Origin of the sequence: Fischerella sp. PCC 9605 (assembly GCF_000517105.1) — a bacterium.
In the GTDB taxonomy this organism is placed as follows: Bacteria; Cyanobacteriota; Cyanobacteriia; order Cyanobacteriales; family Nostocaceae; genus PCC9605.
The window spans coordinates 117,526-143,868 of sequence record NZ_ALVT01000034.1 but is presented as its reverse complement, the minus strand read 5'-3'; the positions used below and the strand labels follow the sequence as shown (position 1 = coordinate 143,868).

The 26,343-nt window shown below is 41.4% G+C and carries 23 protein-coding genes; 15 read left to right on the top strand and 8 right to left on the bottom strand.

Annotated elements, in window-relative coordinates; translation table 11 throughout:
- Positions 1-98 precede the first annotated feature (98 nt).
- Both FIS9605_RS0101110 and FIS9605_RS0101105 read right to left on the bottom strand, forming a co-directional pair.
- Entirely contained in the window at positions 99-1,436 is a 1,338-nt protein-coding gene (locus FIS9605_RS0101110) for a response regulator (protein ID WP_231510195.1), read from the bottom strand.
- Between the two features lie 457 nt (positions 1,437-1,893).
- On the bottom strand, positions 1,894-2,433 hold the full coding sequence (locus tag FIS9605_RS0101105) for a L,D-transpeptidase (RefSeq protein WP_026730937.1): 540 nt from the start codon (positions 2,431-2,433) through the stop codon (positions 1,894-1,896).
- 527 nt (positions 2,434-2,960) lie between these two features.
- Here FIS9605_RS0101105 and FIS9605_RS0101095 point away from each other — a divergent pair.
- From FIS9605_RS0101095 to FIS9605_RS43755, 9 genes are all read left to right on the top strand, one after another.
- Complete coding sequence (locus tag FIS9605_RS0101095) at positions 2,961-3,602, top strand: class I SAM-dependent methyltransferase (RefSeq protein WP_026730936.1); 642 nt, start codon at positions 2,961-2,963, stop codon at positions 3,600-3,602.
- Between the two features lie 256 nt (positions 3,603-3,858).
- Positions 3,859-4,647, top strand: a complete 789-nt coding sequence (locus FIS9605_RS0101090) for a hypothetical protein (protein WP_026730935.1) — start codon at positions 3,859-3,861, stop codon at positions 4,645-4,647.
- A gap of 93 nt (positions 4,648-4,740) precedes the next feature.
- On the top strand, positions 4,741-5,586 hold the full coding sequence (locus tag FIS9605_RS0101085) for an aminotransferase class IV (RefSeq protein WP_082209709.1): 846 nt from the start codon (positions 4,741-4,743) through the stop codon (positions 5,584-5,586).
- 83 nt (positions 5,587-5,669) lie between these two features.
- Positions 5,670-7,511, top strand: coding sequence for an ATP-dependent zinc metalloprotease FtsH3 (gene ftsH3 / locus FIS9605_RS0101080; protein ID WP_026730933.1), 1,842 nt, complete (start codon positions 5,670-5,672; stop codon positions 7,509-7,511).
- 468 nt (positions 7,512-7,979) lie between these two features.
- Complete coding sequence (locus tag FIS9605_RS0101075; protein ID WP_155960328.1) at positions 7,980-8,603, top strand: hypothetical protein; 624 nt, start codon at positions 7,980-7,982, stop codon at positions 8,601-8,603.
- Between the two features lie 110 nt (positions 8,604-8,713).
- Positions 8,714-8,866 carry a hypothetical protein gene (locus FIS9605_RS42225; protein WP_155960327.1) on the top strand — a complete coding sequence of 51 codons (153 nt, stop codon included), beginning with the start codon at positions 8,714-8,716 and terminating at the stop codon, positions 8,864-8,866.
- 46 nt (positions 8,867-8,912) lie between these two features.
- On the top strand, positions 8,913-9,056 hold the full coding sequence (locus tag FIS9605_RS44845) for a hypothetical protein (RefSeq protein ID WP_231510194.1): 144 nt from the start codon (positions 8,913-8,915) through the stop codon (positions 9,054-9,056).
- Positions 9,057-9,232: 176 nt separating this feature from the next.
- On the top strand, positions 9,233-10,195 hold the full coding sequence (locus FIS9605_RS43760; RefSeq protein ID WP_026730931.1) for an IS110 family transposase: 963 nt from the start codon (positions 9,233-9,235) through the stop codon (positions 10,193-10,195).
- Positions 10,164-10,457, top strand: a complete 294-nt coding sequence (locus FIS9605_RS43755; protein WP_197035979.1) for a hypothetical protein — start codon at positions 10,164-10,166, stop codon at positions 10,455-10,457. Before FIS9605_RS43760 ends, FIS9605_RS43755 begins: the two co-directional genes overlap by 32 nt.
- A 175-nt stretch (positions 10,458-10,632) precedes the next feature.
- Here the strand turns inward: FIS9605_RS43755 and FIS9605_RS0101065 are convergent, their stop codons facing one another.
- Together FIS9605_RS0101065 and FIS9605_RS0101060 are read right to left on the bottom strand one after the other, a co-directional pair.
- Positions 10,633-10,842: a hypothetical protein gene (locus FIS9605_RS0101065; protein WP_026730930.1), complete on the bottom strand. Its 210-nt coding sequence runs from the start codon at positions 10,840-10,842 to the stop codon at positions 10,633-10,635.
- Positions 10,843-11,427: 585 nt separating this feature from the next.
- Positions 11,428-12,363 (bottom strand): PEP-CTERM sorting domain-containing protein, encoded by a 936-nt coding sequence (locus FIS9605_RS0101060; RefSeq protein ID WP_026730929.1) that lies wholly within the window; start codon positions 12,361-12,363, stop codon positions 11,428-11,430.
- An 898-nt stretch (positions 12,364-13,261) separates the two neighbouring features.
- Here FIS9605_RS0101060 and FIS9605_RS0101050 point away from each other — a divergent pair.
- The 4 genes from FIS9605_RS0101050 (at position 13,262) to FIS9605_RS0101035 (ending at position 19,485) form a co-directional block, all read left to right on the top strand.
- The gene (locus FIS9605_RS0101050; protein ID WP_026730927.1) at positions 13,262-13,861 is read left to right on the top strand and encodes a helix-turn-helix domain-containing protein; all 600 of its coding nucleotides are present in this window, start codon (positions 13,262-13,264) and stop codon (positions 13,859-13,861) included.
- Between the two features lie 21 nt (positions 13,862-13,882).
- The gene (locus FIS9605_RS0101045) at positions 13,883-16,927 is read left to right on the top strand and encodes a peptidase domain-containing ABC transporter (protein WP_026730926.1); all 3,045 of its coding nucleotides are present in this window, start codon (positions 13,883-13,885) and stop codon (positions 16,925-16,927) included.
- Positions 16,928-17,006: 79 nt separating this feature from the next.
- Positions 17,007-18,572: an HlyD family efflux transporter periplasmic adaptor subunit gene (locus FIS9605_RS0101040; protein ID WP_026730925.1), complete on the top strand. Its 1,566-nt coding sequence runs from the start codon at positions 17,007-17,009 to the stop codon at positions 18,570-18,572.
- A 130-nt stretch (positions 18,573-18,702) separates the two neighbouring features.
- The gene (locus FIS9605_RS0101035; RefSeq protein WP_026730924.1) at positions 18,703-19,485 is read left to right on the top strand and encodes a peptidylprolyl isomerase; all 783 of its coding nucleotides are present in this window, start codon (positions 18,703-18,705) and stop codon (positions 19,483-19,485) included.
- 218 nt (positions 19,486-19,703) lie between these two features.
- Here FIS9605_RS0101035 and FIS9605_RS35920 read toward each other — a convergent pair whose 3' ends face one another.
- Positions 19,704-19,910, bottom strand: a complete 207-nt coding sequence (locus tag FIS9605_RS35920) for a hypothetical protein (protein WP_035139288.1) — start codon at positions 19,908-19,910, stop codon at positions 19,704-19,706.
- A 706-nt stretch (positions 19,911-20,616) separates the two neighbouring features.
- Positions 20,617-22,122 carry a hypothetical protein gene (locus FIS9605_RS0101020; RefSeq protein ID WP_026730922.1) on the bottom strand — a complete coding sequence of 502 codons (1,506 nt, stop codon included), beginning with the start codon at positions 22,120-22,122 and terminating at the stop codon, positions 20,617-20,619.
- An 830-nt stretch (positions 22,123-22,952) separates the two neighbouring features.
- Between FIS9605_RS0101020 and FIS9605_RS0101010 the strand changes: the two genes are divergently transcribed.
- Entirely contained in the window at positions 22,953-23,309 is a 357-nt protein-coding gene (locus FIS9605_RS0101010; protein ID WP_026730921.1) for a Spx/MgsR family RNA polymerase-binding regulatory protein, read from the top strand.
- Between the two features lie 96 nt (positions 23,310-23,405).
- Positions 23,406-23,813, top strand: a complete 408-nt coding sequence (locus tag FIS9605_RS0101005; RefSeq protein WP_026730920.1) for a hypothetical protein — start codon at positions 23,406-23,408, stop codon at positions 23,811-23,813.
- A 308-nt stretch (positions 23,814-24,121) separates the two neighbouring features.
- Here the strand turns inward: FIS9605_RS0101005 and FIS9605_RS0101000 are convergent, their stop codons facing one another.
- Complete coding sequence (locus FIS9605_RS0101000) at positions 24,122-25,279, bottom strand: site-2 protease family protein (RefSeq protein ID WP_231510193.1); 1,158 nt, start codon at positions 25,277-25,279, stop codon at positions 24,122-24,124.
- Between the two features lie 126 nt (positions 25,280-25,405).
- On the bottom strand, positions 25,406-26,296 hold the full coding sequence (locus FIS9605_RS0100995; protein ID WP_026730918.1) for an S-layer homology domain-containing protein: 891 nt from the start codon (positions 26,294-26,296) through the stop codon (positions 25,406-25,408).
- Between the last annotated feature and the right edge of the window lie 47 nt (positions 26,297-26,343).

Genomic DNA, 26,343 nt, shown 5'->3' with positions numbered 1-26,343 from the left:
GGTAGGTTTCACAAATGCCTTTTACAAGCTGTATGAAGCTTTGCGAGACCTAAACCCCTATAACTGAATGTTTTTTAACTTGCTTTTTCCCATTTGATTTACAACGCCGGTTCACTGAGATGAATCTGTTTAAGGTGCTTATTGATTACACCTATGACTTGGTTAGTATCAACTGTTTCTTTGCTGAGAAAATCTGAAGAGCCAACCATCTTAGCTCTAACTCGATCAATTACCCCATCATTTCCCGTCAAAATAATAATTGGCGTATGGCGGAAGCAGGCAAGCTTGCGTAGCTTGCTGCAAATTTCATACCCATTTGTATTCGGCATCATCAAATCAAGAAAGATCAGATCCGGCTTCAGCGCTAACAAAACGCCGATCGCCCGTAAAGGATCGTTTAGACCGACAAACCGATAGTTTGCTGCTGTCAGAATCTTTTCCATCTCTTGGCTAACCCAAGGATTATCATCTAAACAGGCAATTAAAGGTCGTCGAGCCTCTGATGGCGTTGATGATGAAAAGATTGGGGCTGGTAGGTCAGCAATAGTTTTTAATTCCACCAAGCCCAACTGAATATAGGGCAATAGTGAACGGATAACAGTCAACACGTCCTGCTTCATGTCTATTGCCATTTCACGCAGGGTCTGCTGTTGTTCTAAAAGTTGGCTTAGCGTTTGGTAGACTGAGGTTGAAATTCGCTGTTGCAGTTCCCCTGCCTGACCGATAGCAGGCGCTTTATTGGGGGAGCAATCTGCCAATTTTGCAGCTTTCCAACTTTGCCAAAGCCGATCTGCTTCTGCAACGGCTTGCGCTGCATCAATTAAAACAAGTCTCTTAGGCAGCGTTTTGTTAGGCCTGAGTTCATAAGTAACCTGTGTTGCTTGCGTGATATCAAACAACACTTCCACAATCGTTGACCAAACGACTCTGGCAGCTTGCTCCTTGGTAATTTTTTGTTGCTCTACCCACAAACACAATAGTTGGTACTGCCAACAGGTATCAAAATCTTCAGGCGTCGTATTAACCAATTCGTACTGTAGTGCTGAAATATCAGCAGGTTGGTGGGGCAGATAGAGCGCTGAATTCCGCTTCCAGCGTCTCACTGGGTGATCTCCACCAGTGGTATACGCGATGAAACCGCGATACAGGTGAACAATCCACTCTCGCCCCATTACATCGGTCAATACAAGTTGACCGCTAAACTGAAACTGTTTCAGTGTCACAAACAGTTCGACCTGCTTTGAAGCATCAAAATCCCTAATCAGCGGAGTGTCATTTCTCCGAGTAAGCAGAGCATCAACTGATTGGTAAAGGAGACTGCTATTCATTGCACCTTCATCAAATTTGTTGCCACAGGCATAACTAGTATCTACTGTGCAAGGTGACAAAGTCGGGATAAAAGGTGGGACAATTGCTTTTAAATAGTTGTCTTGCAAAAACTAGTGACACTTGAGTAAAAGTATCATTTATACCAACTGATGATAACCAGATTCACCAAGTTTATGAACTCCAACTACCGGTTTAAATGGCGTCATTCCTAATTTGAATCATCCTGTTGTGTGTGCGTTGGTACTCGCGGTACTCGCTTAGCGATCGCAATTTATAGCAGTCCTATTTAAGTTGTAAATCGCTTCATGAGGGTAGGGAACAGGAAACAGAAATTATTTATTTATGGAACGATCGGGAAAACATTCCCAATCGAGATGCGTAGCACGAGAAATAATACGTCCTTATTAAATCCCCATTAAATCCCCTCAATTTATTTATGGGGATTATCTTTTTACTTTTTACTTTTTACTTCTTAAAAATGATTTAGGATTGCTATAAAAGAAATGATGCTGGAGAAGGGTCTTTTTGTTGACTAAACAACTATATTCAAATCGAGAAAAAACCCTACTTACGCACCACCACCAACGTGCCGATGTCAGCCCAATTGAAAAGCTTGCGAGCTTCTGGTACTCGTAAATTCACGCAACCGTGGCTAACTGGTGTACCAAAATTGTTATGCCAAAAAGCCCCATGAATGGCGTAACCCTCGAAAAAATACATAGTATAGGGAACATTAGGAATATCGTAACCCGGACCTCGCATTCGGGTAGAGCGGAACTTAGAGCTAATCAAAAATTTACCCTTTTTTGTGGGAGTGGAGCGTTTACCCGTGGAAACTTGCATGGAGTAAACAAGTTTGTTACCTTCCCATGCGTATAAGCGTTGCTTGGTTAAATCAATTTCTATTTTCCGAGGAGGTCGTAATTCCTTCCAGATATCAAGATCAGATTTATTGACAGAGTTGCTATCGAATAAGCGATAAGAAAAATGGGAAATAGGTGTCTTTGAATTTGAATAAGTAAAATAAGCTCCTGCCACAATCCCCATAGATGCAAATAAAGTTACCAACCAAGCGATCCAACTGCTACGAATCAAGTTTCCCATTTCGTATTACTTTTTACTTTTTGGAAGATGCTAAGCCGATGTGCTTCTCAATAGCACTGTTTGTTTATAGTTAAGACAGTTATGAATCTTTAGTCAGTTTCTACCAACGATCATTGACCAAGGACTAAAATTGCTACCTGTGTATAATTACTGCTTGCGTCTTGATCGATGTTTATTTGTGTAGCAATTTTGCATATTTTGGTCGTAAATTGATGCAACCGAGAAGATGAAGTTTCCATGACAATTTCACCAGAATGCCACTTTTATGGGAATCCTTTACTTTTCTCTGATAGTTTTTAGCTTCTTGCTGCAACAAGCGTGAGTTTTCTTGATTTTATCCTATTGTCCTGGCACTGCTTCGGGCATACCCCGTTTCGGGTCAACAAGCTTTGACTCATTATCTACCGTTGGGTCGTTCAGAAATAAAAAGCTGAGTTTTGTCACTTTCCAGTCACATTTGTTTTTGACGCTAAAGATAGGGACATTCTTTCAGTTTTTCACCAGATTATTTACAAACAGCACCGATCATGCAATTACGAAGAATACTAATTTTACTTGTGACCGGGATTAGTGCAGTGAGCGTGGGTGTAGCTGGATGCACGAACCAGCGTAACTCAGAGATAGATGCCCAAGCGCCTGCTTCCGACTCCCCAGCACCAGCGCTCACAACTCAATTCCAACAAGCTCCAGAAGCAGATGTACCTTATGTACCAACATCACCAGAAGTAGTAAACGCTATGCTGCAACTAGCACAAGTCAAAAAGGATGATGTGCTTTACGATCTTGGCAGTGGAGACGGGCGCATTCCCATTACAGCGGTGCAAAAATACGGTGTTAGTCGTGCTGTTGGTGTAGAAATTAATCCAGAACTTGTGCAAGAAAGTCAGCAAAATGCCCAAAAAGCAGGAGTGAGCGATCGCGTTAAATTCCAGCAACAAAACTTATTCCAAACCGATTTTAGTGACGCATCGGTAGTAACACTTTACCTGCTACCCGATGTCAACTTAAAACTCCGACCTAAACTTTTGAAAGAACTAAAACCAGGCACGCGTATTGTTTCCCACGCCTTCGACATGGGTGATTGGAAACCACAGCAGACAGTACAGGTGCAAGGCACAACCCTTTACTTATGGGTTGTTCCTGAGAATGTTCCCAAGAATTTGCTGTAAGAGTTGATAATTGGTAATTGGTAATTGGTAATTGGTTTTACCCGTTACCGATTATCGACTTTATAGATGTTTTCTAAGTTACATCTCTAATATACTAAGCCAATACAGCCAGTTAGTTGAACGAAAGCTTTTCAATAGGAACTGTTGACTAACTAATACTTTGCGCGATCGCTAATTGCATTGAAACTGTTAATTTAGCTAAATTTACGGGAACTATGTACTTATAGTCCAACACTTCATTTATCAGTCGAGCAGAATGTTGTTTCTCTCCCCTCAAGCTATTGGTGCATTTATTACAGCCTGTCTATGTATTTTAGGAGTTAGCTTGTTGCAATTGCCCCGTATGCAACAACTAATTTCTAGTAAACAAACTGCTTCTTTAGAAACTTTAGAAAGAGAAATAAACACAGAAAAACTCCGCCTCAATTTGCTTAAGCAAATGCCGACTTTTGGTTATGATAATTTAATAGCAAATTGGAGCTATCTCAGTTTTTTGCAATACTTTGGCGATGATGAAGTTCGTGATAGAACAGGTTACAGTCTCAGCCCAGAATATTTTGAAGTCATTTTAGAACGCGATCCGCGATTTTTACAGGCTTACATAGGGCTTTCTACCAGCACTTCTATGTATGCCGCTATGCCAGAACGGTCAATAGCATTGATGAAAAAAGGTTTAAATTCACTATCTCCTTGGGTTCCCCATCGGTCTTATTATGTATGGCGTTATAAAGGCATTGATGAATTATTATTTTTAGGAGATGCTCAAAATGCCAAGCAATCATTTCAAAAAGCAGCAAACTGGGCTAGTAATCATTCAGATGAAGAAAGCAAACAATTAGCAGGATTTTCTCAGAAGACTGTTGAATTTTTAAATCGCAATCCTAACAGTAGATACGCCCAAATTGCTACTTGGACAATGGTATTAAATAATAAATTGGATGATAAAACTCGACAAAGAGCAATTAGCGCCATAGAAGCTTTAGGAGGAAAGGTCATCAAAAATCCAGATGGCTCTACTAAAATTAAATTACCTGAAAAGGATTAGTTGGTTGTTGGTTGTTGGTGGTTGTTTGTTGTTTGTTGGTGGTTGGTGGGCAAGGGGCATGGGGTAAAGATAATCGTTAAATCCCAATTCCCAATGCCCAATTCCCAAAACCTCTCCCCCCCCCTCATTCCCAGCGAGGTTACGACTATTTATTGGTACAACGGTAAATTAATTCAGTCTCAAACCATAGAATTAACCATTGATGACCCAGCTTTACTGTACGGAGCGACGGTTTTTACTACACTACGGGTTTATGGCAATTCATTAGACCATAGATTAACGAATTGGCAGGCACATTGCGATCGCCTTAAATTTAGCTTAAAAACTTTTGGCTGGTTATTACCAGATGAAGTACGATTACGTCAAGGTGCGGAATTAATCATGGCACACTTTCCCGTCCTTAGAATTACCGTATTTCCCGATGGACGGGAATGGATAGTTGGCAGATTCTTACCAAAAGACTTGATGGATAAACAGAATAATGGTATAACATCTAGCCTCTCATCACTAGCATATTCTCGCAGTTTACCCACTCACAAAACTGGAAATTATCTGAGTGCTTGGCTGGCAAGGAATAGAGCCCAAAAGTTAGATGCTCAAGAAGCGATATTAGTGGATGCTTTGGGGAATTGGTTAGAAACAAGTACGGGCAATCTTTGGGGATGGCGGGATGGCTGTTGGTGGACACCTCCTGTGAGTGCAGGAATTTTGCCAGGAGTGATGCGATCGCAGCTGATCGACTGGCTGCAAAATCAACAACAGGTGAAAGAGGAACCTTGGACACCGGAACTAGTTAAGGAGTTTGATGCGATCGCCTACTGTAACAGTGTTGTCGAAATTGTTCCCATCCACACCGTCATCCAGCCCACAGGATCGCTAGAATATAATCCCAAGCATCCTTGTTTTCAACAACTACGGGGATTTCGACTAGCATTATAGGTGCAGAATTTGGTATACCTTAAGATAAGTTAACATAATTCTTAAAATGCCCTCGCACAACAAATTTAGGAGGATTAACCTCGGTGAATAATAAACGATGGAGAAATGCGGGGCTGTACGCGCTGCTTTTTATTGTTGTCATCGCTCTTGGGACAGCATTTTTTGACAAGCAACCCCAAAGCAGAGAGACATGGCGATACAGTCAATTTATTCAAGAAGTTCAAAATGGCAGGGTAGATAAGGTCAGTATTAGTGCGGATCGGTCTACAGCTATTGTCACGCCTACAAGTGGCGACAAGAAATTGGTGACTTTAGTTAACGATCCAGACCTGATCAACACGCTCAACGCTAAAGGCGTAGATATTATAGTTTTGCCTCAAACCGACGAAGGATTCTGGTTTAAGGCACTTAGCAGCCTATTTTTCCCTGTATTGCTTCTGGTTGGCTTATTCTTCTTGCTGCGCCGTGCCCAAAATGGCCCGGGTAGCCAAGCCATGAACTTTGGCAAATCCAGAGCCAGAGTGCAAATGGAACCACAAACCCAAGTCACCTTTGGTGATGTCGCTGGCATCGATCAAGCCAAGCTAGAACTAAACGAAGTCGTAGACTTTTTGAAAAACGCCGATCGCTTTACTGCCGTTGGAGCCAAAATTCCCAAAGGCGTACTGTTAGTAGGCCCTCCAGGAACTGGTAAAACCTTGCTAGCTCGTGCTGTAGCAGGCGAAGCGGGTGTCCCCTTCTTCTCCATCTCTGGTTCTGAGTTCGTAGAAATGTTTGTGGGTGTGGGTGCATCCCGCGTCCGTGACTTATTCGAGCAAGCCAAAGCTAATGCTCCTTGTATCGTCTTTATCGATGAAATTGACGCTGTCGGCCGTCAGCGTGGTGCAGGCTTAGGCGGTGGTAACGATGAGCGGGAACAAACCCTCAACCAGTTACTCACAGAAATGGACGGCTTTGAAGGTAACACCGGCATCATTATCATTGCCGCTACCAACCGTCCCGATGTTTTGGATGCAGCTTTGTTGCGTCCTGGCCGCTTCGACCGTCAGGTTGTTGTAGATCGTCCCGACTACTCTGGACGGGTGGAAATTCTCAAAGTTCATGCCCGTGGCAAAACTTTAGGCAAGGATGTGGACTTGGAGAGAATTGCTCGTCGTACTCCTGGGTTTACTGGTGCGGATCTATCCAACCTGCTGAACGAAGCCGCCATTCTGGCAGCACGCCGGAACTTGACCGAAATTTCGATGGATGAAATTAACGACGCGATCGATCGCGTTTTAGCAGGGCCAGAGAAGAAAGACCGGGTAATGAGCGAAAGGCGCAAGCAACTCGTGGCATATCACGAAGCCGGTCACGCTTTAGTTGGGGCGCTGATGCCAGACTATGACCCAGTGCAAAAAATTAGCATTATTCCGCGCGGTCGTGCCGGTGGTTTAACTTGGTTTACCCCCAGCGAAGACCGTATGGATAGTGGTTTGTACAGCCGCTCTTATCTAGAAAATCAGATGGCAGTGGCATTAGGTGGTCGCATTGCTGAAGAATTAATCTTTGGTGAAGAAGAAGTAACTACCGGTGCTTCCAACGACTTGCAACAAGTAGCACGTGTTGCCCGACAAATGGTAACACGGTTTGGGATGAGTGACAAACTCGGCCCTGTTGCCCTTGGTCGTCAGCAAGGCAATATGTTCCTCGGTCGGGATATCATGTCAGAACGTGATTTCTCCGAAGAAACCGCCGCCGCTATTGACGAAGAAGTCCGCAAATTAGTGGATGCAGCTTATGCGCGTGCTAAAACAGTTTTGACAGATAACCGTCACGTTCTCGATCAACTGGCGGATATGCTGGTTGAGAAAGAAACCGTGGATGCTGAGGAATTGCAAGAACTGTTAGCAAACAACGATGTGAAGACTGCGGCGTTTGCATAATTAGTAAGGAGTCAACAGTAAAAATAATTGACGACTCCTAGTAAAATATCAGGGTAGTTCTTAGATTATCTGAGATTACCCTGATTTTTTTGAGTTTTGATAGCGAAAAATCAACTTAGTAGTGCTGAGTTGGTAAAAATATTATCTAAATAAAGATCATGTATTTTATTATCATTATCATTGAGACTATATTTAAGTATTTTAACTGAATTTACATAGTATTATCGTCAGTCACTCCCTACTGGGTGCGATCGCTATCCTAGTTGGTTTGGTATGAGTCTTAAAAAAATTTCTTGAGTGTTTGCAGCACGGGGTAACTCTTGAACGTATATAGATTGTGAGGGATAGGAAATTAAATTGCAGAGATAAGTCAGAATGTCTGGCGCTATCAGTGTACATTATGCAATTATATTTACAACCATCGATTATCCTAGTTACGAAAAACTACTACCATCAGGATATAGTCCTATGAAATTCATTGTTGGGTTATCAAGTCTGGCTTTATTTTCACTCTCTAGCGTTTCTCCATGTTTAGCCGCCAATCAGTTGGTCAGTTCCTCGGCAGATCAATCTTTACCCAGTACAACAAAAACAATTGAGGTGGCTAACTCCTTCGGCTCTGTCACCCAAGTAATCAATACAATAGACCGCGTAACACAGATAGGCAATAGAGAAAGAGCAAGGCAAAAACGTCTCCAACGACAAGAAAATTTTGCCAGGCAAAGACAGCAACGTATAAATATGTATCAAAAACGAAAACAAGAACGTGCGGCCGCAGCAGCAGCTAGACGTGAACAAGAACGAAGGTACTTTGAAAGTCTTACTCCAGAACAACAAAAGGAATATATTGCTCACAGACGGGCTAAACAGGAACAACAAGCCAGACAGATGTTACTAATGCTTGGGGTATTAGGGGCAGCAATGGAATACAGTAACTCAGGTGCGTCACCAAGCTCCAATGTTAACCAAGACAGATGGATTGTAGAAGATCGCTATAACAGACCATCAGCACCTCAGCCTGCTCCTGCACCTGTTGCACCAATTGGCCCCCTATACGGAACCGGCCCAGGAGGCTCATTCTATGGCAATTAGACCAGGAAAATAATTAGGACGGGCGGTATGAGAGTGAAACTAATAACTTTTCAATCTCACCCCTTCCCTATACTTTAAATCTAATTGTAGTTTCTAAGAGGTCTTTGCCTTTGGCTGTCTTATCCGTTCTCTATGAGGGTTTAACTCTTCGCCCAGTAATTGTCATAGAAGTGTGGGTGGGCGATCGCTATTCTATTCAGATTGGTATAAATCAGGCAAAATTTTTGCGTCTTTTGCAGCACAAACCGAAGGGGAAAGTATAGGACTCATATTTGATTTTTGAAATATACGTAGGGGAGGCAAAAAGGGGTGTGGATTTTCCTCCCCCTTTATTGCCGTTGCGTTATGCCTCTGGCTAACGCACCATCCAAAGGCTTTGGTGCGTTAGCCAGAGGCATAACGCACCCTTGTATCTTAGAAGAAGTAGTAAACCGTCGCACCCTAGGTCATTAAAGACCGCTTTGTAGCATGGGTCACTACAACAATCTCCATGACAGAACTCGAACAGTCGCGCTTGGGCAAAACTTTAATTACTGATATTTAAAGTATACAGTCCGTATCGGGCAAGGATGAGTGAAATCAGGGGGATGAATTCAACACTTCTTGACAAAATAGTTAAGAGTAAAAAAATGGAAAATATGAATCAATGGGTAGGCATTGATGTCAGTAAAGCCACTCTAGATGTTTATATCCGTCCAATGGGTAAAGCATTCCAACTGGCAAATACAGAAGTAGAAATATCTCATCTAGTAGAGCAACTTAAATCCTACGATTTAAATCTGATTGTACTGGAAGCAACAGGAGGATTAGAAACAGAGCTAGTAATTCAATTACAGGCAGCACTTTTACCAGTTGCATTAATTAATCCACGGCAAGGGCGAGATTTTGCTAAAGCCACAGGTCGGTTCGCAAAAACCGACGCAATTGATGCACAAATTTTGGCACACTTTGGGGAAGCAATGAAACCTCAGGTTTTAGCAATTGAATCCGAAGGAGCGCGTCAATTATCTGAATTAATTAGTCGCAGACGACAATTAGTTGAAATGCAAACTGCTGAGAAAAATCGCCGTACTCGCGCTCGTGGTAAAGCTTTGACAGATATTGAGGCGCATATTGATTACCTTGCTCAACGTCTGAAACAACTTAATCAAGAAATTGAGGAATTGGCTCAAAATAACCAACAATGGATTGATAAAGTTAATTTACTCAAAACTACTCCTGGAATTGGTCAAGTTATTTCCACAACTATTGTTTCGGATTTACCAGAACTAGGAAAGCTAACTGCCAAACAAATCTCTCGCTTAGTAGCAGTTGCACCTATCAATCATGATAGCGGTCAACATAAAGGTAAACGGATGATTAATGGTGGTCGTGCCCATGTTCGTGCCACTCTCTATATGGGTGCTGTTGTCGCAATACGTCACAATCCTGTTATCAAAGCCTTTTATGAGCGCCTTGTCGAGCGTGGTAAATCTAAAAAACTTGCTCTAACTGCTTGTGTTCATAAAATGTTAGTTATTTTAAATGCAATGCTTCGAGATCATTTGCCTTGGCGCATTTGTGACAACTTTCAACCAATTGTTAACGCTTAGTCGCACTGACATTTTTATACATCCCATCTATTTAGGGTTTTTTATCCATTGTTTTGCTGCCCCCACCAGTGATTCAGCAACTGGGGAAGATTGGGCGGCGACAGCGGAGTGCCTGGTGGGGGCACGACTATCTACGCTACTAACTCAAGCAAGGTCTTGCTGCCCCTACCTGGCACCGCCCAATCAGCGAAGCGGTTCCCCAGTTGTGTCAACTTCTTTTAGCGATCGCTTGACAATCAAGACAGTCGCTACAGATACTTAGATTTTTTCATAAATCAAATCGGATTCCTATATATACCTAATAGTTGCGATGGTCAAAGACCGCTCCTTCGGAGCATCGCAGTGGGAATATTAAAAATATAAAAACTAAAGACACTAATGAATGGTAGGGTGTGTTAACGCGACAGCGTAACGCACCCTACATCTTATCTAATTGATTAAACGGAAGTTACCGCTTTAATTGAGAAAAGAGCGAGCGTTTGGATTGCATTAATTTTCTTGTATGAAAGTAGAAAAGCTAGCCCAGCCAAACCGAGAAGCAAGCTGTTAAAATTTAAACCACCTTGAACAAATGCAGACTCAGCTTCAGATAAGTCTGCAAGATAGTTTTGCTCCAAAGAAATGTCAGAAATTGTAATTCTAGCCATGATATTATCGCTCACTCCTCTTGATTGATTTGTACTTTTTAGTTGTTGTTGAAGTTTTAGACATCAATATGATGGTTGCAGCCGCAGCCAAGGTATAACCTTTTTTTTGAATAAGCAAGAGCTAACCTACGGCAGAAATTTGCTGAACATAAATATTAAATCTCTAATTCAACATAGATTCACCGTCTTATTTCGCCCGCAAAGTCACTTACATAAACTTTGCTTTGTGGCAAATGCTATTCGCTAAAACTTTTGGATGGCGAAATTACCCTGATAAATTTAGTCTATATTTTGGATGTAGGCTTTAACTCGCTTCACCCTCACCCTTTAGTATAGTTGAAATTAACTAGTGTATTGGTAAAATTTTATTAAAGATCGTGCTTAATTACTTAAGTATAATCACATAAATTAAAAGTGCTGTTAAACACGCAATAGGATAGTGATGCCATTAAAACAGGTGCTTGGAGTTCATGAAGGCGCGAACTTGACTATTCACAGTTGCTATACAAGCTACTTTGATTGAACCACCATAAATTTTTTTAAGTGGGTAAATGGGAATAAAAGCAGCTATGTTAATAACTGAAATTACGAATTTGCTTTGCGCCGACGCTTCGCAATCAGCAAAAAACAACCAGACAAGAGGGAACCCGAGATAGTTAAAGGTTCAGGAACTGCAACTTCAGCTTGATTGCGTTTAAATTCAACCAACCTCACGTTTGTATCCTGCTCAAAATCGCGTTTTAAAGAACCCTGCACAATCAGATCGGCACTTTCTTGATTGCTACCAAAGTCAGTCTCTTGATTAAGAGGCTCTAAACTAATGTTGCTACTTCCCAGATAATCAAGCACATCTTGATTTTTGCTGTCTACTTTACCAGTAGCTAAGAAGAAATCTAGTACTTCCTCTGTTTCTGGATTCACTAAAGCTAAAAGTATATCTCCACTAGCTGCGGCATTTTCCGTAATTGGATCGTCCACACTAGCATACAGGTTTAAGTTGGTAATAAAGTCAAAACTAAAGGATGTACCAGCATTCACAAAGAAATCACCAACGACTGTAGCTTCACTGTTTGCTCGTCCAGAGTTATTTTTACCAAAACCTGTCACCATACTAGAAGATGTATTGTATGCCGCAGGCGAAGCTAATGAAGATAATAAAGGTGCAATTTCTTCCTCTAATCCCAAATCTATGTCTTCTGGTGGTTCCATAGGAAGTTGGTTAATATTCATATCTGTGTCAGATGAAGTATCTGCTGGCAACAGGGGATTGCTGAGAAAAGAAGCTTGTGCTTGGGCGATCGCTATTGCCGATCCATCATCACCATTAGCAACTGTATTAGTATTGGTTTTCGTATCAGTCCCGGTTCTAATTGGATTTTGACTAAATTCATTTAAAATCACAAAACTGTCAGACAAAGCTATAGTTGCAGCCTGGCTCGGTGAATTTGCTAATAGAGAAGTGGCGATCGCTGATGTAGCGATTAGTAAAAAGCGTTTGACTAATTTTATCTGCTGATTCATAATACTTCCTGTTATTTGACGACATTTGACGTTGTACATCCTCAGGCTTGTAACATTAGCTGTGATAGCCGGATGATGGCAAAATTAGGCAATTTGCAGCATCTACCTCGATAAATCTTCAAGCCGCTCTTAACTCTACCACGTTAAAAAAAGCTGATTACTGTCTTTGCACTCAAAAGACAGCACTAACCTGATGCTGTTTCACTTGGTAGTGATACAACTCAAAGTCGTGGGATATTACCTACGTAATCATACTAGGAAGCGCTAGGAGAGAAATACCAGGTTTTTGTGAAAATTGTGTAAAATATTTTGCTTTTTTATGAAAATATTCTCAGTTTCTCATGAAGATACTGTAAATTTCCTCGGCAGAGAAAACACTCAGACCGGAAATCGATTAGGCTGTATGGAACAGTACAATGATCAAAAGCAACAGACAATTTTTTCTTTGAAGGAGATAAAACATACGACTTTTTTATGTAAGGATTTCTACTGATGCAAGAATCTACAAGAATTTTTGAGTTGCTTCAAGTGGATTTATGGCTCTAATTAGAGAGATGATACCAGTTGCTGATATAAAGCGATTTAGGAAGAACAATGTCCTAAATTCACTTACAATTCATCTTTTCTGCCCAATTTTGGTTAGTAAATTTAACAAATTTAGTTTGAGAATTCAACAAAGATATGAGGAGTTTAGCGACAAAGAGGCTATGTTTTAAAAAAATCTTAACAACCTGTAAATAAAGATACCATTGATTTCGATGTATATTAGCACACTATGTGTAAAAACAAATTTTCCTGAACAACGTTTGCAAAATAACGCATCCAAGGTTGGTAACAATTTGTAAATAAAAAACAAATTAAGTCCACTTGCTACAGTTGACGCCAACTGGTGACAAATATGCCAAACCATTCCAGTAAAGACGATGCTCTTGAGAGCTATGACACGAAAAAAAGTAAATTTTTAACGCCATTTCAACGGAAACTTTTGCTCAAGAATTTGCAAACTGATTTGCAACCAGAATACCGACGCAGATTAGAGATCATGTTGTTGGCAGATATGGGTAAAACCCAGACTCAAATCTGTCAAATTTTAGGTTGTTCCCAGGAGATGGCGCGGTATTGGATTGCTATGGTACAAGCAGGCCTAGCACACAAATGGAATGAGCGATTAAAAGGTAGACCAAAAACCGTTAACAAGCAATATCTTGAAAGATTGCAAGAACTGGTAACACATAGTCCGCGTGAATATGGCTATGGCTTTGCCAATTGGACAGCCCAATGGTTAAGCAAACACCTAGCTTTAGAACTAGGGATTGAAATCAGCGATCGCCACATCAACCGCCTACTCAAAGAGAAAGGGCTTTCTACAAAACAAAAACACCAAGAAGGCAAAGAAACTGCCCAGTTCAAAAACGATGGGATTAAGATTTGCGATTTGCAATCCAGTTGTGAGTTGCGGGTTGATTGGTCGTTCGACTTGATGAAAATCAGCAACTAAATCTACTTGCGAGGTACGGAAATGCCATCAGTATTTGACCAGCAACAGCTAGGTCAAAGACTCACCGAGATTTTAGGTGAAAAGCTTGTTAATCAAGAACTGCAAAGCTGTATAAAAGCAACAGAAATATTAAAACCACCAGTAGCAAAGCTGTTTTGGCAAGCGACTTCGGGGAAATCCGGAATTTATTTAGTGTTGGCGGGTAAAGTGCGGCTATTAGATAGCTCGAACAACTTAATTACCACCCTCAATGCTGGAGCATCATTTGGTGAGATGACTTTGTTTGCACAACAAGAATGGCTACCCTATGCTGCTAGGGCTTCTGCCAACTTGCAACTTGCTTATCTGCCAGATGAAGTGTTGCATACTTTGATGGACAAGCATCCTTCTATTGGCGATCGCCTCAGAAAAAAAGCAGAAATTTGGGATTTAATGCTCGCTTTGCTACCTCAGCAGCAAGACAAAAGCACTACCCCTTGTGAAGAGATACTCAAAACCTTATCTTTGTTTAGGCGGCATAGTTTAGAATTGGGTAGTCTCTATGCCACACTCCGCCAAGATAGCAAACTGTGGCTGCTGCATCGGGGAGAATTACAGAGTTCTGATGGTAGCCGTTTAACTCCTGGCAATCTCTGCGAAATTTCTCGCCAGGATGACTGGCAAGTGACACAAGCGACAACAATTGCCTACACACTCTCTCATACAGATTGGGAAACTGCACTGCAATCCTGGCCTGACTTAGCCCAGTTGATTGGTTCAGAACCAACTTCAGCCACCACAGAAGCACCTATCAACGGCAGAACAGTCATTTCCTTTCCTCAACCAGAATCTTCACCAGCACCAAAGTCAAAAAAACGCAGATCTTATTTTCCCAATCCCCAAGTCAAAATCGGGCAAGTTTGGGGACAGATCACTCAGCGCTATCCCTTCTATGCTCAACAAAGCGCTTCAGACTGTGGTGCTGCTTGCTTGGTGATGATTAGTCGTTATTGGGGTAAGCGATTTAGTATTAGTCTGTTGCGAGATTTAGCTAATACTAACCGCAGTGGTGCTTCAATCAAGGGTTTAGTTGCAGCCGCAGAAAGTATTGGCTTTGCTACCCGGCCTGTGAAAGCTAGTCTGGAAAAATTGGCAGAACAACCCTTACCTGCAATTGCCCATTGGGAAGGTAAGCATTACATCGTTGTCTACGAAATTACGAAAAAGCGAGTCATTGTCTGCGATCCTGCCATTGGACAACGCAGCCTCACTCACAACCAATTCAAAGCTGGTTGGACTGGTTATGCATTGTTATTGCAACCAACCGCTGGGTTAAAAGAAACCCCAGAAGCAACTCAACCATTCTGGCAATTTTTTGATTTAATAAAACCCCACACTCAAGTGTTGCTAGAGGTAATGGTTGCTTCAGTGTTGATTCAGTTATTTGGGTTGGTAACGCCACTATTCACTCAACTACTGTTAGATCGAGTCGTTGTCCAAGGTAGCACCCTGACTTTAAACGCCGTTGGTTTGGGGTTAATCATTTTTGGTTTGTTCCGTGTCGCCATGAGTGGGTTGCGGCAATATTTACTCGATCACACAGCCAACCGTATAGGCGTCGCCTTGATGGTGGGTTTTATTAAACACACCTTTCGTTTACCTTTGGCATTTTTTGAGTCTCGTTACGTTGGTGATATTGTTTCTCGCGTTCAAGAAAACCAGAAAATTCAGCGCTTCCTCGCAGGAGAAGCACTATCAACCACTCTGGATTTAGTGACGGTATTCATTTATATCGGCTTGATGTTTTGGTACAGTTGGCAGCTAGCATTACTGGTGCTACTAGTTGTGCCACCATTTGTGTTACTGGCGGCGATCGCCACACCTTTTTTGCGCTTAATATCGAGAGAAATTTTTAATAACCTCGCTAAAGAAAGTAGCTATCTGATCGAATCACTTACAGGTATCCGGACAATCCGCTCAATGGCAATTGAGCAGACAGTCCGCTGGCGTTGGGAGGAATTGCTCAATCAAGCGGTGAAAAAAAATTTTTCCGGACAAGTGATCGGTATACGACTGCAAGTTTTCAGTACTACTATTGAAACCTTAGCAACTACGATTTTGCTTTGGTTTGGTGCATGGCAGGTAATTCAAAACCAATTAACGATCGGACAATTAGTTGCTTTTAATATGTTGTTGGGTCAGGTGATTCGGCCTTTCCAACGGCTGGTAGTACTGTGGAATGAACTACAAGAAATCGTGATTTCTACCGAACGGATCAACGATGTTCTGCAAGCTGAACCAGAAGAAGACTTACAGACCTCGCCCAAGCAATTTATCCCCAAGCTGCACGGTAGTATTCGCTTTGTTGCGGTCACGTTCCGCTATCACCCCGAAAGTGACCGTAACGTATTAGAAAATCTTAGTTTTGAAATCAAGCCCGAACAAACAATCGCCGTCGTTGGACGTAGTGGATCTGGTAAAACTACTCTTTCAAAACTCCTTTTAGGTTTATACCCACCGACAGATGGCAAAATCTTGATTGATGGTCAAGATGTTACAACTCTCTCTTTGCGATCGCTGCGCCAACAAATTGGAGTTGTTGACCAAGACACCTTTTTATTTGGTGGCACAATTCGCGAAAACCTCAGCATCGCTCATCCCCAAGCCACTCTAGAAGAAATTACCCAAGCTGCAACCATTGCTGGTGCAGACGAATTCATCCGCCAACTACCAATGGGTTACGAAACCCAAATTGGTGAAGGTGGCGGTTTGCTCTCTGGTGGACAACGCCAACGCTTGGCGATCGCCCGAGCTTTGGTTGGTAATCCCCGCTTATTAATTTTTGACGAAGCTACCAGTCATCTAGATTCGGAATCGGAGCGGATTATTCAAAACAATCTCAAAACGATTCTCACAGGGCGCACAAGTATCATTATTGCTCATCGCCTCTCGACGATTCGGAATGCGGATTTAATTCTGGTTTTGGATCGCGGTGTGTTGATTGAAAGTGGCAATCATGATGAATTAATCAAAGCCAAAGGACATTACTTTTACCTCAACCAGCAGCAACTCGCCCAAGTTGGTTGAAATGCACATTTTTCTCCGTCTCTCTCTGACTTCCAGTAGAACCAAGACACGCAATCAACCTGAACAGTGGTACGGAACTATGGCTAACTTATCCAACAACTTATCATCTGTACTGAAAAAAAACGACACAGATGGGTATCGCAAATATACACAGCCTGAAGACGTTGGTAATTTAAACGAGTCCAATCATCAAGGAAAATTAGCAGACACTGAGGGAAACGATTGGTTTTACGGCACAGAAGAACTGCTAGATGCCTTACCGAAGCGCTGGACACGTTCTTCACTATATTGTCTAGTCAGTTTTGCTGTGGTCACTTTACCTTGGGCAATGCTTTCTCAAGTAGATGAGACAGGAAGTGCCAGAGGACGGATAGAACCACTAGGCAAACTACAAAAATTAGACAGTCAAGTCAGTGGTAGTGTTATTTCTGTTAAAGCCAAGGAAGGAGATACCGTTAAAGCAGGGCAAGTTTTAGTTGAGTTGGAATCAGATGTCCTGCGAACCGATTTACAGCAAGCTCACACTAAACTTGAAGGACACCAAAATCGGTTGGCACAGTTGGAGTTGCTCAAAAACCAAATCATCTTAACAACTAGCGTTCAAGAGCAACAAAACAAATCCCAAGAATTAGAAAAACTTGCTCAAGTAAATCAAGCGCAGCAAAATTTAGATGCAAAAGAGAGTACTTATAACTTACAAAAATTAGAAAAACTAGCTTTAGTCGATCAAGCAAAGCAGGATATTAACACTACTCAGGCTGTTCATCAATTAGCTCAAAGTCGTTTAGAGCGAGATGCAGTCGAAGTTGAACGCTACCGTCAATTGCAAAACCAAGGCGTTGTTCCTCGAGTCAAAGTTGTAGAAATAGAAAAGACAGCCCAAGAAAGTCAAGAATTACAAGAAAAAGCGGAATCTGATGCAAAACAAGCCGAATTACGTTTAAAAGAAGAAACTAGCCGTTATCAAACAATTATTAATCAGGCAAAGGCAGAGATTGAGCAAGCAAAACTACGTCTGCAAGAACAGCGTAACAGCTATAAAGGTGTAGTGGAAGCAGGTAAATTAGCTGTTCTTAAAAATCAGCAACAACTCAAAGATGTGCAAACACAAATAACCGAGTTGCGATCGCAGATGGCTCAGAGTAAGAGCCAGATTTTAGCATTAAAAATTCAGTTACAGCAACGCATTGTGAGAGCGCCAGTTGATGGTGTAATTTATGATTTGCCGATTGAAAAACCAGGTGCTGTAGTTCAAGTTGGTCAAGGAATTGCTCAGATTGCACCCAAGAATTCCGGTTATATCCTCAAGGCACAAATGCCCAGCCAACAGAGCGGTTTCTTGAAGGTGGGTATGCCTGTGAAAATTAAATTTGATGCCTATCCTTTCCAAGATTATGGAGTTGTTCAAGGACGCGTGCATTGGGTTTCACCAGATTCAAAAGTGGTTGAAAGTTCTCAAGGTAATGTCGAAATGTTTGAGGTAGAAGTTGCTTTAGATAAGCCTTATATCCAAGCTGGAAATAAACGTATCATCATCACACCTGGTCAAACAGCGACTGCCGAGGTAATTGTCCGCCAGCGTCGTGTAATTGATTTTATGTTAGATCCGTTCAAGAAACTGGAAAAAGGTGGTTTGGAGTTGTAGTTATTTTGAGATGGTCAGTTGTTAGTAGTTAAGAATTAGTTGATATTATTAGCTATTAGTTAGTTGATAAATCTTAACTGTTAACTAACAACAGGTCAGATCCACAGTTCGTAATTGTAATAATTTCACCATGTCAAAAGAGTTGAATATTTCCAGTGTAGATATTTTGCAGCAAATTAAACTCTCGTGCCAAATTCCAAATTTAGTGCAAGCGATCGCGAATCGCAAGATTGTCGCTGATGCTGCAACCAAAGCAGGGATAAAAGTTGAGCTAACAGAACTACAAAAGGCAGCAGATAGTCTGCGCTTGGCTAATAACCTGCTTAAAGCTGAAGACACTTGGGCATGGTTAGCAAAACATCATCTTTCTGTAGAAGAATTTGAATTATTAGCTGAAACTAATTTGCTTTCTGCTAAACTGGCAAATCATTTATTTGCTGATAAAGTTGAGCCGTTCTTTTATGAAAATCAACTCAATTATGTTGCTGCGGCTATCTATGAAGTTGTCTTAGATGACGAAGACTTGGCTTTAGAACTGTTTTATAGTCTTAAAGAAGGCGAAATAAGTTTTGCAGAAATTGCTCGCCAATATATTCAAAATCCAGAATTACGCCGTGCTGGTGGATATCGTGGTGTGCAAACTCGAAGCGAATTAAAGCCAGAAATTGCAGCTGCTGTTTTTGCTAGCAATCCACCAGGAGCAATTAAACCTATTGTTACTCCTAAAGGAGTTCATTTGATCTGGGTGGAAGAAATCATTCAACCTCAATTAAACGAGTTACTGCGAGTTAAGGTTACGAGTGATTTATTTGCTGATTGGTTACAACAACAAATTTCCACATGGAAAATTAATGTGGATTTAGACTCAGAAGATAAGACTCTATCAGCAAAAGAATTGTTGAAGCAAGCTTAAGCTTGTTACTGGTTGACAGAGTTAACTACTGTCAACTGTCAACTGTGAAATTTGTCTTAGTAACAAATAGGTTGTATTGCAAATACTTTGAGCCCCTGCAATACAACCTATTTTTCCCTACATACATAGGGTTAATTCAACTATTCTCTTCTGTTTTGGTTTGTGGTTGTAGAACAAATTATCATTGTTCCACAACTACAAAATTGTGACTTTAGAGATTAAGCCTTGCCAATCCCATCTACAGCATATTTAAAGATATCTACAATGCTCCAGATTTTCTCACTTGAGCTCTTGTATCCCAAACCAGCAAAACCAGCAAGTAGTGTAGCAAATTCGCCGTCACCGCCAACAACAGCAGCAGCATCGATTTCAGAAACTTCGGTGATTTGCTCTACAGAGATATCAGAAATTGTAATTCTAGACATGGTTGAATTCCTCTTGAGTTAAGATTAGTTGGTTTGTTTGGTTCAGCTTTTGTTCGCTTCATCCATGTCTTTATTTTGCTGTTTTCAAAACGCAGAATCAAGGGTTATTTGTGAAGGGTTTAGACATAACTACTGGAATTATGTCTCAAAGTTTTATCTAAGTAGATGAGTTTATTTATCAGAGAAAAACTAATCGTGTTTATGAAGTAAATATTAAGTACGAAGATAAAAAAATCTTCTATCCAAAAGTTTGTAGTCTGCATTTTTTCAGTGGATAATTCCGTGAAAAATGTCTCAACATCAACATTATTGAGGTCAGAAATTACAATTCTGGTCATGCAGCCACCTACTAAAAAATTTGAAGTAGATGTAAAGCAATGATTGCAAACTTACATAAGATGAATTTAAAGAGTATTTATCCTTTTTTCATAGTTTATGACTCGATGTGGCGAGTCAAGTTTTTGTGAATAGTTTTACAGACTTAATTACAGGAATTTTGTCTGGAGAAGTTTATTTCAACATGACGAGAACTGGCTCACCATTCGAGTGAGAAAGCCAGAGTCTCTTAATTCTCGTTATCAGGTTCAACCTGGTAACGGAGTTAAGTGGAAGAAACTATGGGAAAAATTAAGTTTTGGAATCGACCACAGATGCACACAGATAATTTATCCATGTGCATCTGTGTGTATCTATTTACCCTCCGGCGTTATTTCCAGTTGCTTAAAACTGCTTCACCCCGCCGATAAATTTCGCCAGCATAATCAGTCCAAGTCCCTTGTCCCCAGTAGCGGAAACAGCTTGTTTGCAACAACAAGTTATATAGCAAAGCTTCCTGGTAGTCAGGACGCTGTGTTACTGAGGGGTCTTGTTGTACCAACGCATCGTATTTTTCGTGAAACATCACGCTGAGTTTTTTCATTGGGTCTAGGACATTTTCATAGCCTTCCACCCAACTTAAATTATTTGTCCAAGAAGCACCGTCCATATGGAATTGGTGGTCAGTTGTTCTTAATTGTGCGATCGCTTTTTCTACAGCTTCTGGCGTAGCATTACCTGGTTCGACTCGCTGCCAAATTTTGTGTTGATTAACGGCTTGACAAGTTGGATAATCTCCGGGATTAACACCAGCAGCCTCAATTAGTTCTAAATATTCTGTACCGTTGAGTGCAACCACACCGGCATAATTGTTACCTGCATCGCGGATTTCGTGATATACCCTAAATAAATCGCGGGGATATTCATTCATCATCACGCCGCCATTTTCACCATCGGCAATTTGCGTTACCAAAGAGGGAACCATCATATTTCCAATTTGCTGCTTACCTCTGCCTTTAGCCTCAAAATAAGGTTGCATCTGGGCTACTAATTTTGTATCCGAACCTTGAGTTTTAATTAACACTGTAATGCTGATAGTTTCCCCCTGACAATTACGGGCAACTAAACGATTGGGAATATATTTATCTTCGTGGCGTAACCCAGAACCATCCAGGCGTTCCAGCGAATGCTCTTGTACCATTAGCCACCGATACCCGCATTCTTTTAGCGCTTTGATGTATTCAAACAAGGTATCTGGGTGATTGGGTAAGTGCATTTCTGGAGGAGAAAAGCCCTTTACACGCTTGAGGGCGTCGTAACCAAAAATTGCTGCAAAATAGTGTTGCCACGCTTGTATGTGCAGTTTAATGTCAGGAATGGGAGTAGAAGGAACTACGGCATGACTCCACATTGTTCCCAGCCATTCTACATAGGGCTGATATTGAGGATCGCAGGTGATGCGCTTGAGATTGTTGAAGATGTCATCGCGTCTTATTTGGCGCAACCCCCACAGCAAATTGCCCGAATAGTCAAGCATTATCCGAGGGTTGCAGCCTTGGGAAATCAACTGAGGAATGAATTCTCCCATGCGGCTGTAACACCAGGCAAAGACTCCCGCATTGTGGTTATCTCCATCATGGGGATGTTCAAACATATACTGGAGATTGCTAATCAGTTCGCTATTTGCACCTGCGGGGATAGTGGGTTGATGCATGTGTAGGGCGCATGCAAACCCCGCCGTGATGTTTTCCAAGCAGAGATTAGTAGTAGTCAAAAATACTGGTTCATTGCTTTGAACTACAGATTTGATTTCTGCTTCCCAACCGCAAATATTGGGGAATTCTGACCTTAATTCTGCCAATGCAGGTAGATTGGAGGATGGTGCTGTAGCAGTCATAATATTTTTGTTAATGCTTTAATCATTGTTACTTAGTGAAAACTTTTCACTCCACTCCAGCAACCATTTGCAGTCAAAGTTGTTAGTTCTAAACAATAAGTATTCAGTCTTATAAATTAAATTTAAGTGAATTCACTATAAAAAAGCAGGTGTTCAACTTTGTTGCCAATAGTCCAGACATTTTTAGAAAAGCGTAGACACTCCTTATGGCGGCACATAGATGTATTGGGGAAGAGGTAATTGGTAAGAAGTACTAGAACTATCACTGTTATTATTTGCCCTGAAATCGGATTTGCAACAACAGACAGTCTGGTCGCTTCACAAAGGTTATTCCTTGTGGCGATCGCAAATAAGCTGTTCCACATTTAAGTTGCATGATCTGGGCGGGCAAGATGCCCACCCCACAAGAGTTTGAAAAAAATTCAATATGCAAATTAAATTTGCTTTAGCTTAATACCTTAATTGCATCAATCTTGATTATTGAAAGAAAAAACCAGCAAACAGAAGGGGCAACAGGATTAGAACAGACACAATTAAAAGGAGAGTTCCCGGATCAATCTTAATTTCTGGATCGCGCATTTCTTTGCTTCTCAAAAAACAGATATATCTACTCATACCAAGTTGCGTTCAGACATAGCAATAGCAATTCGTGCCCTCTCCCCTTCCCCTGTTCCAATTTGGGAGAGGGGTGCCGACAGGCGGGGTGAGGGAAGTACTATCTTTCACTGCAACTTAGGATCAGCTTAAAGGATATTGATTTTTTTCTCAAACTCAGTCATTGCCACAAATATGCTGAACATCTTACATTTGATGTTAATCAATTAAATTTTATGTCTATTCAAGTCTACGGTATTCCAAATTGCGGAACTTGTAAAAAGGCTTTGAAGTGGCTAGAAGACAATGGTATTAATTATGAATTTATCAACACGAAAGAAAATCCACCTACTCGTGAGATGAGCCAAAACTGGGTCAAGTCTTTAGGTCAACAGCCAATGCGAAATACCTCCGGTCAATCTTACCGGGCACTGGGCGATGAGAAAAAAAATTGGACGGATGAACAATGGATTGAAGCATTTGCTAAAGACGCGATGCTTCTCAAACGTCCCCTTTTTGTCAAAGATGGAACAGCAGTACAGGTAGGTTTTAAAGACAAAGAGGAAGTGCTCGCACAGAAATTAGGTCTTTAGAATCATTCTGGCACGTTCTGAGGTTTCCAGCCGCGCTTCATCGAAGTAGTACAAATATGACAAGATGGGAAAAGTACCTACCGTAATCATTGCCCGATGTCGTCAACCAATCCATCTTTAGATGCCACACTGCAACGCCTGCGGGAAGTACGTATGGCACTGCTTCGTCTTCACAAAGCTTTGCTAGAATCTGAGCGCGTTGTTTATGAACAATTGTACGGGCGTATTCGTTCCAAAGGAGAGTTTTTTCAATTGGCGATCGCTCATGAGTGGTTTAGCTGGTTGCATCCCATTTCCCAATTTATTGTCCACATTGATGAAGTATTGAGTGCCAAAGAACCTGTGACGTTGAACAAAGCCAATCAGCTTTTGGCGGAAGCGCGATCGCTAGTTCAACCATCAGAAGAAGGAACTACTCAACAAAGGCGTTACTATCAAGCCATCCAACGCGATCCTGAGATTGCCTTCATGCATGCAGAGGTATCGAAACTACTTAGTCGCTGATGTCGGCATTATTAAGAAGTAAAAAGTAAAAAGTAAAAAGATAATCCCCATAAATAAATTTAGAGGAAATAATCACGGACATATTATTTCTCGTGCTACGCATCTCGATTGGGAATGTTTTCCTGAACATTCCATAAATAAATAATGGTGCTAGTAACCATTTTTTCTTGTTCTTTATGAGTGCCTTTTAACTTTTTTTACTTTTGCCTTGTTCGGTCATTCGTCCTTTGTCCTTTATATGCCCGTAAACACAAAGGACAAGCTTGATGAGTGAATGTACAAACTAAGTACGTAGCATTCTATCACTTTTAACTCATTACCTCGCCTAAATCTCGCCTGCGCCGCAACCATCTGGCTATATCACCGGCAGTAATGATCCCCTCTAAAGAGCCGTTTTTAGTAACTAAAACTCTGCGTACTTCGCACTCTTCCATTTTTTGCAACACTTGTGACATCTTCTCTTGTGGGCGGACAGTCACCCCATTCTCTATTGGTCGCATGATGTTTCTCACGGTTTGATCGGCCCATTTCTCACGAGGAACATCCTTGACCTGATTTAGGGTAATAATACCGACAAGACGATTGTCTTCAGAAACGGGAAAACCCTCGTAGCGTCGATGCATAAAGTATTCGTCTACCAGTCTTTGCAAACTCAGATCGGCGCTGACGGTTTCTGGATAAGGAGTCATCAATTCCCGCGCGGGTACTCCTTCTAGGGCGCTGCGAATTAATAAATCCTGGTAACTAGCTTCCGCTGCATTGATCAGGAACCAACCGATGAAGATTAGCCACAGTCCACTGAGAACAAAACCGCCAAATAGCTGAAGCAAACCCAAACCAATAATGGCGTAACCCAGTACTTTACCGCCAATGGTAGCAATGCGCGTAGCTTTTTTATAGTTACCAGTAATCTTCCAAACAATGGCACGGAACACGCGACCACCATCCAACGGAAAACCAGGTAAAAGGTTGAAAATAGCCAACATCAGGTTAATAGTGGCTAGATAAGCAGTCACACCGTTAACTGCAATACTCCAGCCCGCATTTCTGCCAACCCACCATAGGAAACCACACAATAGAGCGATCGCTAAACTGGTTAAAGGCCCTACCCCAGCAATTTGAAATTCATCACCAGGAGTTTCAGCTTCCATACGAGTGCGAGAAACGCCACCAAAAATAAAAAGGGTAATTCCTTCTACGGGAATTCCCTTGGCTCTTGCCAAAAACGAGTGGGAAAGTTCGTGAGCAAGTAGCGACACAAAGAACAGTAACGTTCCCACCACACCCATACCAATGTATGTTGCGCTTGACAGTCCTGGATAGTTTCCTGGAAATACCCCTGTCGTTAACGTCCACAGAATCAGAAAGAAAATCAGAAACCAGGATAAGTCAACGCGAATTTCAAAATCAAAAATCGAACCCAGTCGAAAGCCTTGCATAAATACCTCTGCTTGAAAATTCATCATTGGTAATTGCTAATTGGTAATAGGTAATTGGAGTTTTTTCTCCTATTACCTATTACCAACCGACCTTAGTAAATTCACAATCTTACGTAAATTATGAATTAGCAATTACGAGTTGAAACAAGACTACTATTGAGCATTTTGGGTGGTATTGTTAGTCCGAACTATATACTTATAAGCTGGTGTATTGATAGCTATTGGTTCTATTCTTCCTTGAGCAACTAATGTTTGGTAGATTAAAGCAGCAATCTCTGCACGGGTAGCAGGCTTGGTAGGATTGAGAACTTTAGGATTGGGATAGTTGACAACGATATTTGCTTTAGTTGCTGCTGCTACTGGTGCAACAGCATATTGAGGTATTTTGTTGGCGTCTGCGTAAGTATTGGTGACAATAAATGACGCGGGACGAGAAGTTGCTGTTGCTGGCGCTGCTGCTTGGGCTGGTGGAGCCATTAAAGGCTGCATTAAGGAAGTCATTGCTATCGGTAAAAACAAACCCTTCCTTCGCGCTTGTGTCGGTTGTTGAGTTGGTTGGGTAGCTGCTGGTGTAGTAGCAGAATTTAAATTCAAACCTCTTGTTAAAGCAACTATTGCCTCAACTTTAGAAACTTCTTGACGTGGACGAAAATAACCACCAGGATAACCCGACATAAATCCTTGCTGATAGGCTTGCTCAATTGCAGGAGCTGCCCAATAGCCAGCGGGAACGTCTTTATAAACTGCTCCACTTTCTATCTGTCGCACTGGTTCTTGATTAAAAGCTTTGCGAATTATTGCAGCGAATTCATCACGATTTACTGCTTGATTTGGTCGAAATCTGCCATCAGGATATCCAGTGATAATATTTCTTAAAGCCAATCCACGAATAAATGGCTGTGCCCAATAATTCGATGGAACATCAGGAAAAACAGACTGTGTAGAATTTTGGGCATAAGTTATCAAAGGCGCAACAGCAGTTACCGTCAAACATAAAGTTGATAAAGATAAACTTGCTGATATCCACTGAGGTAAGCTAGTCATATTAAAATTCTCCTAATTCTTTTATATAATCATGCTAATTTCGCCAT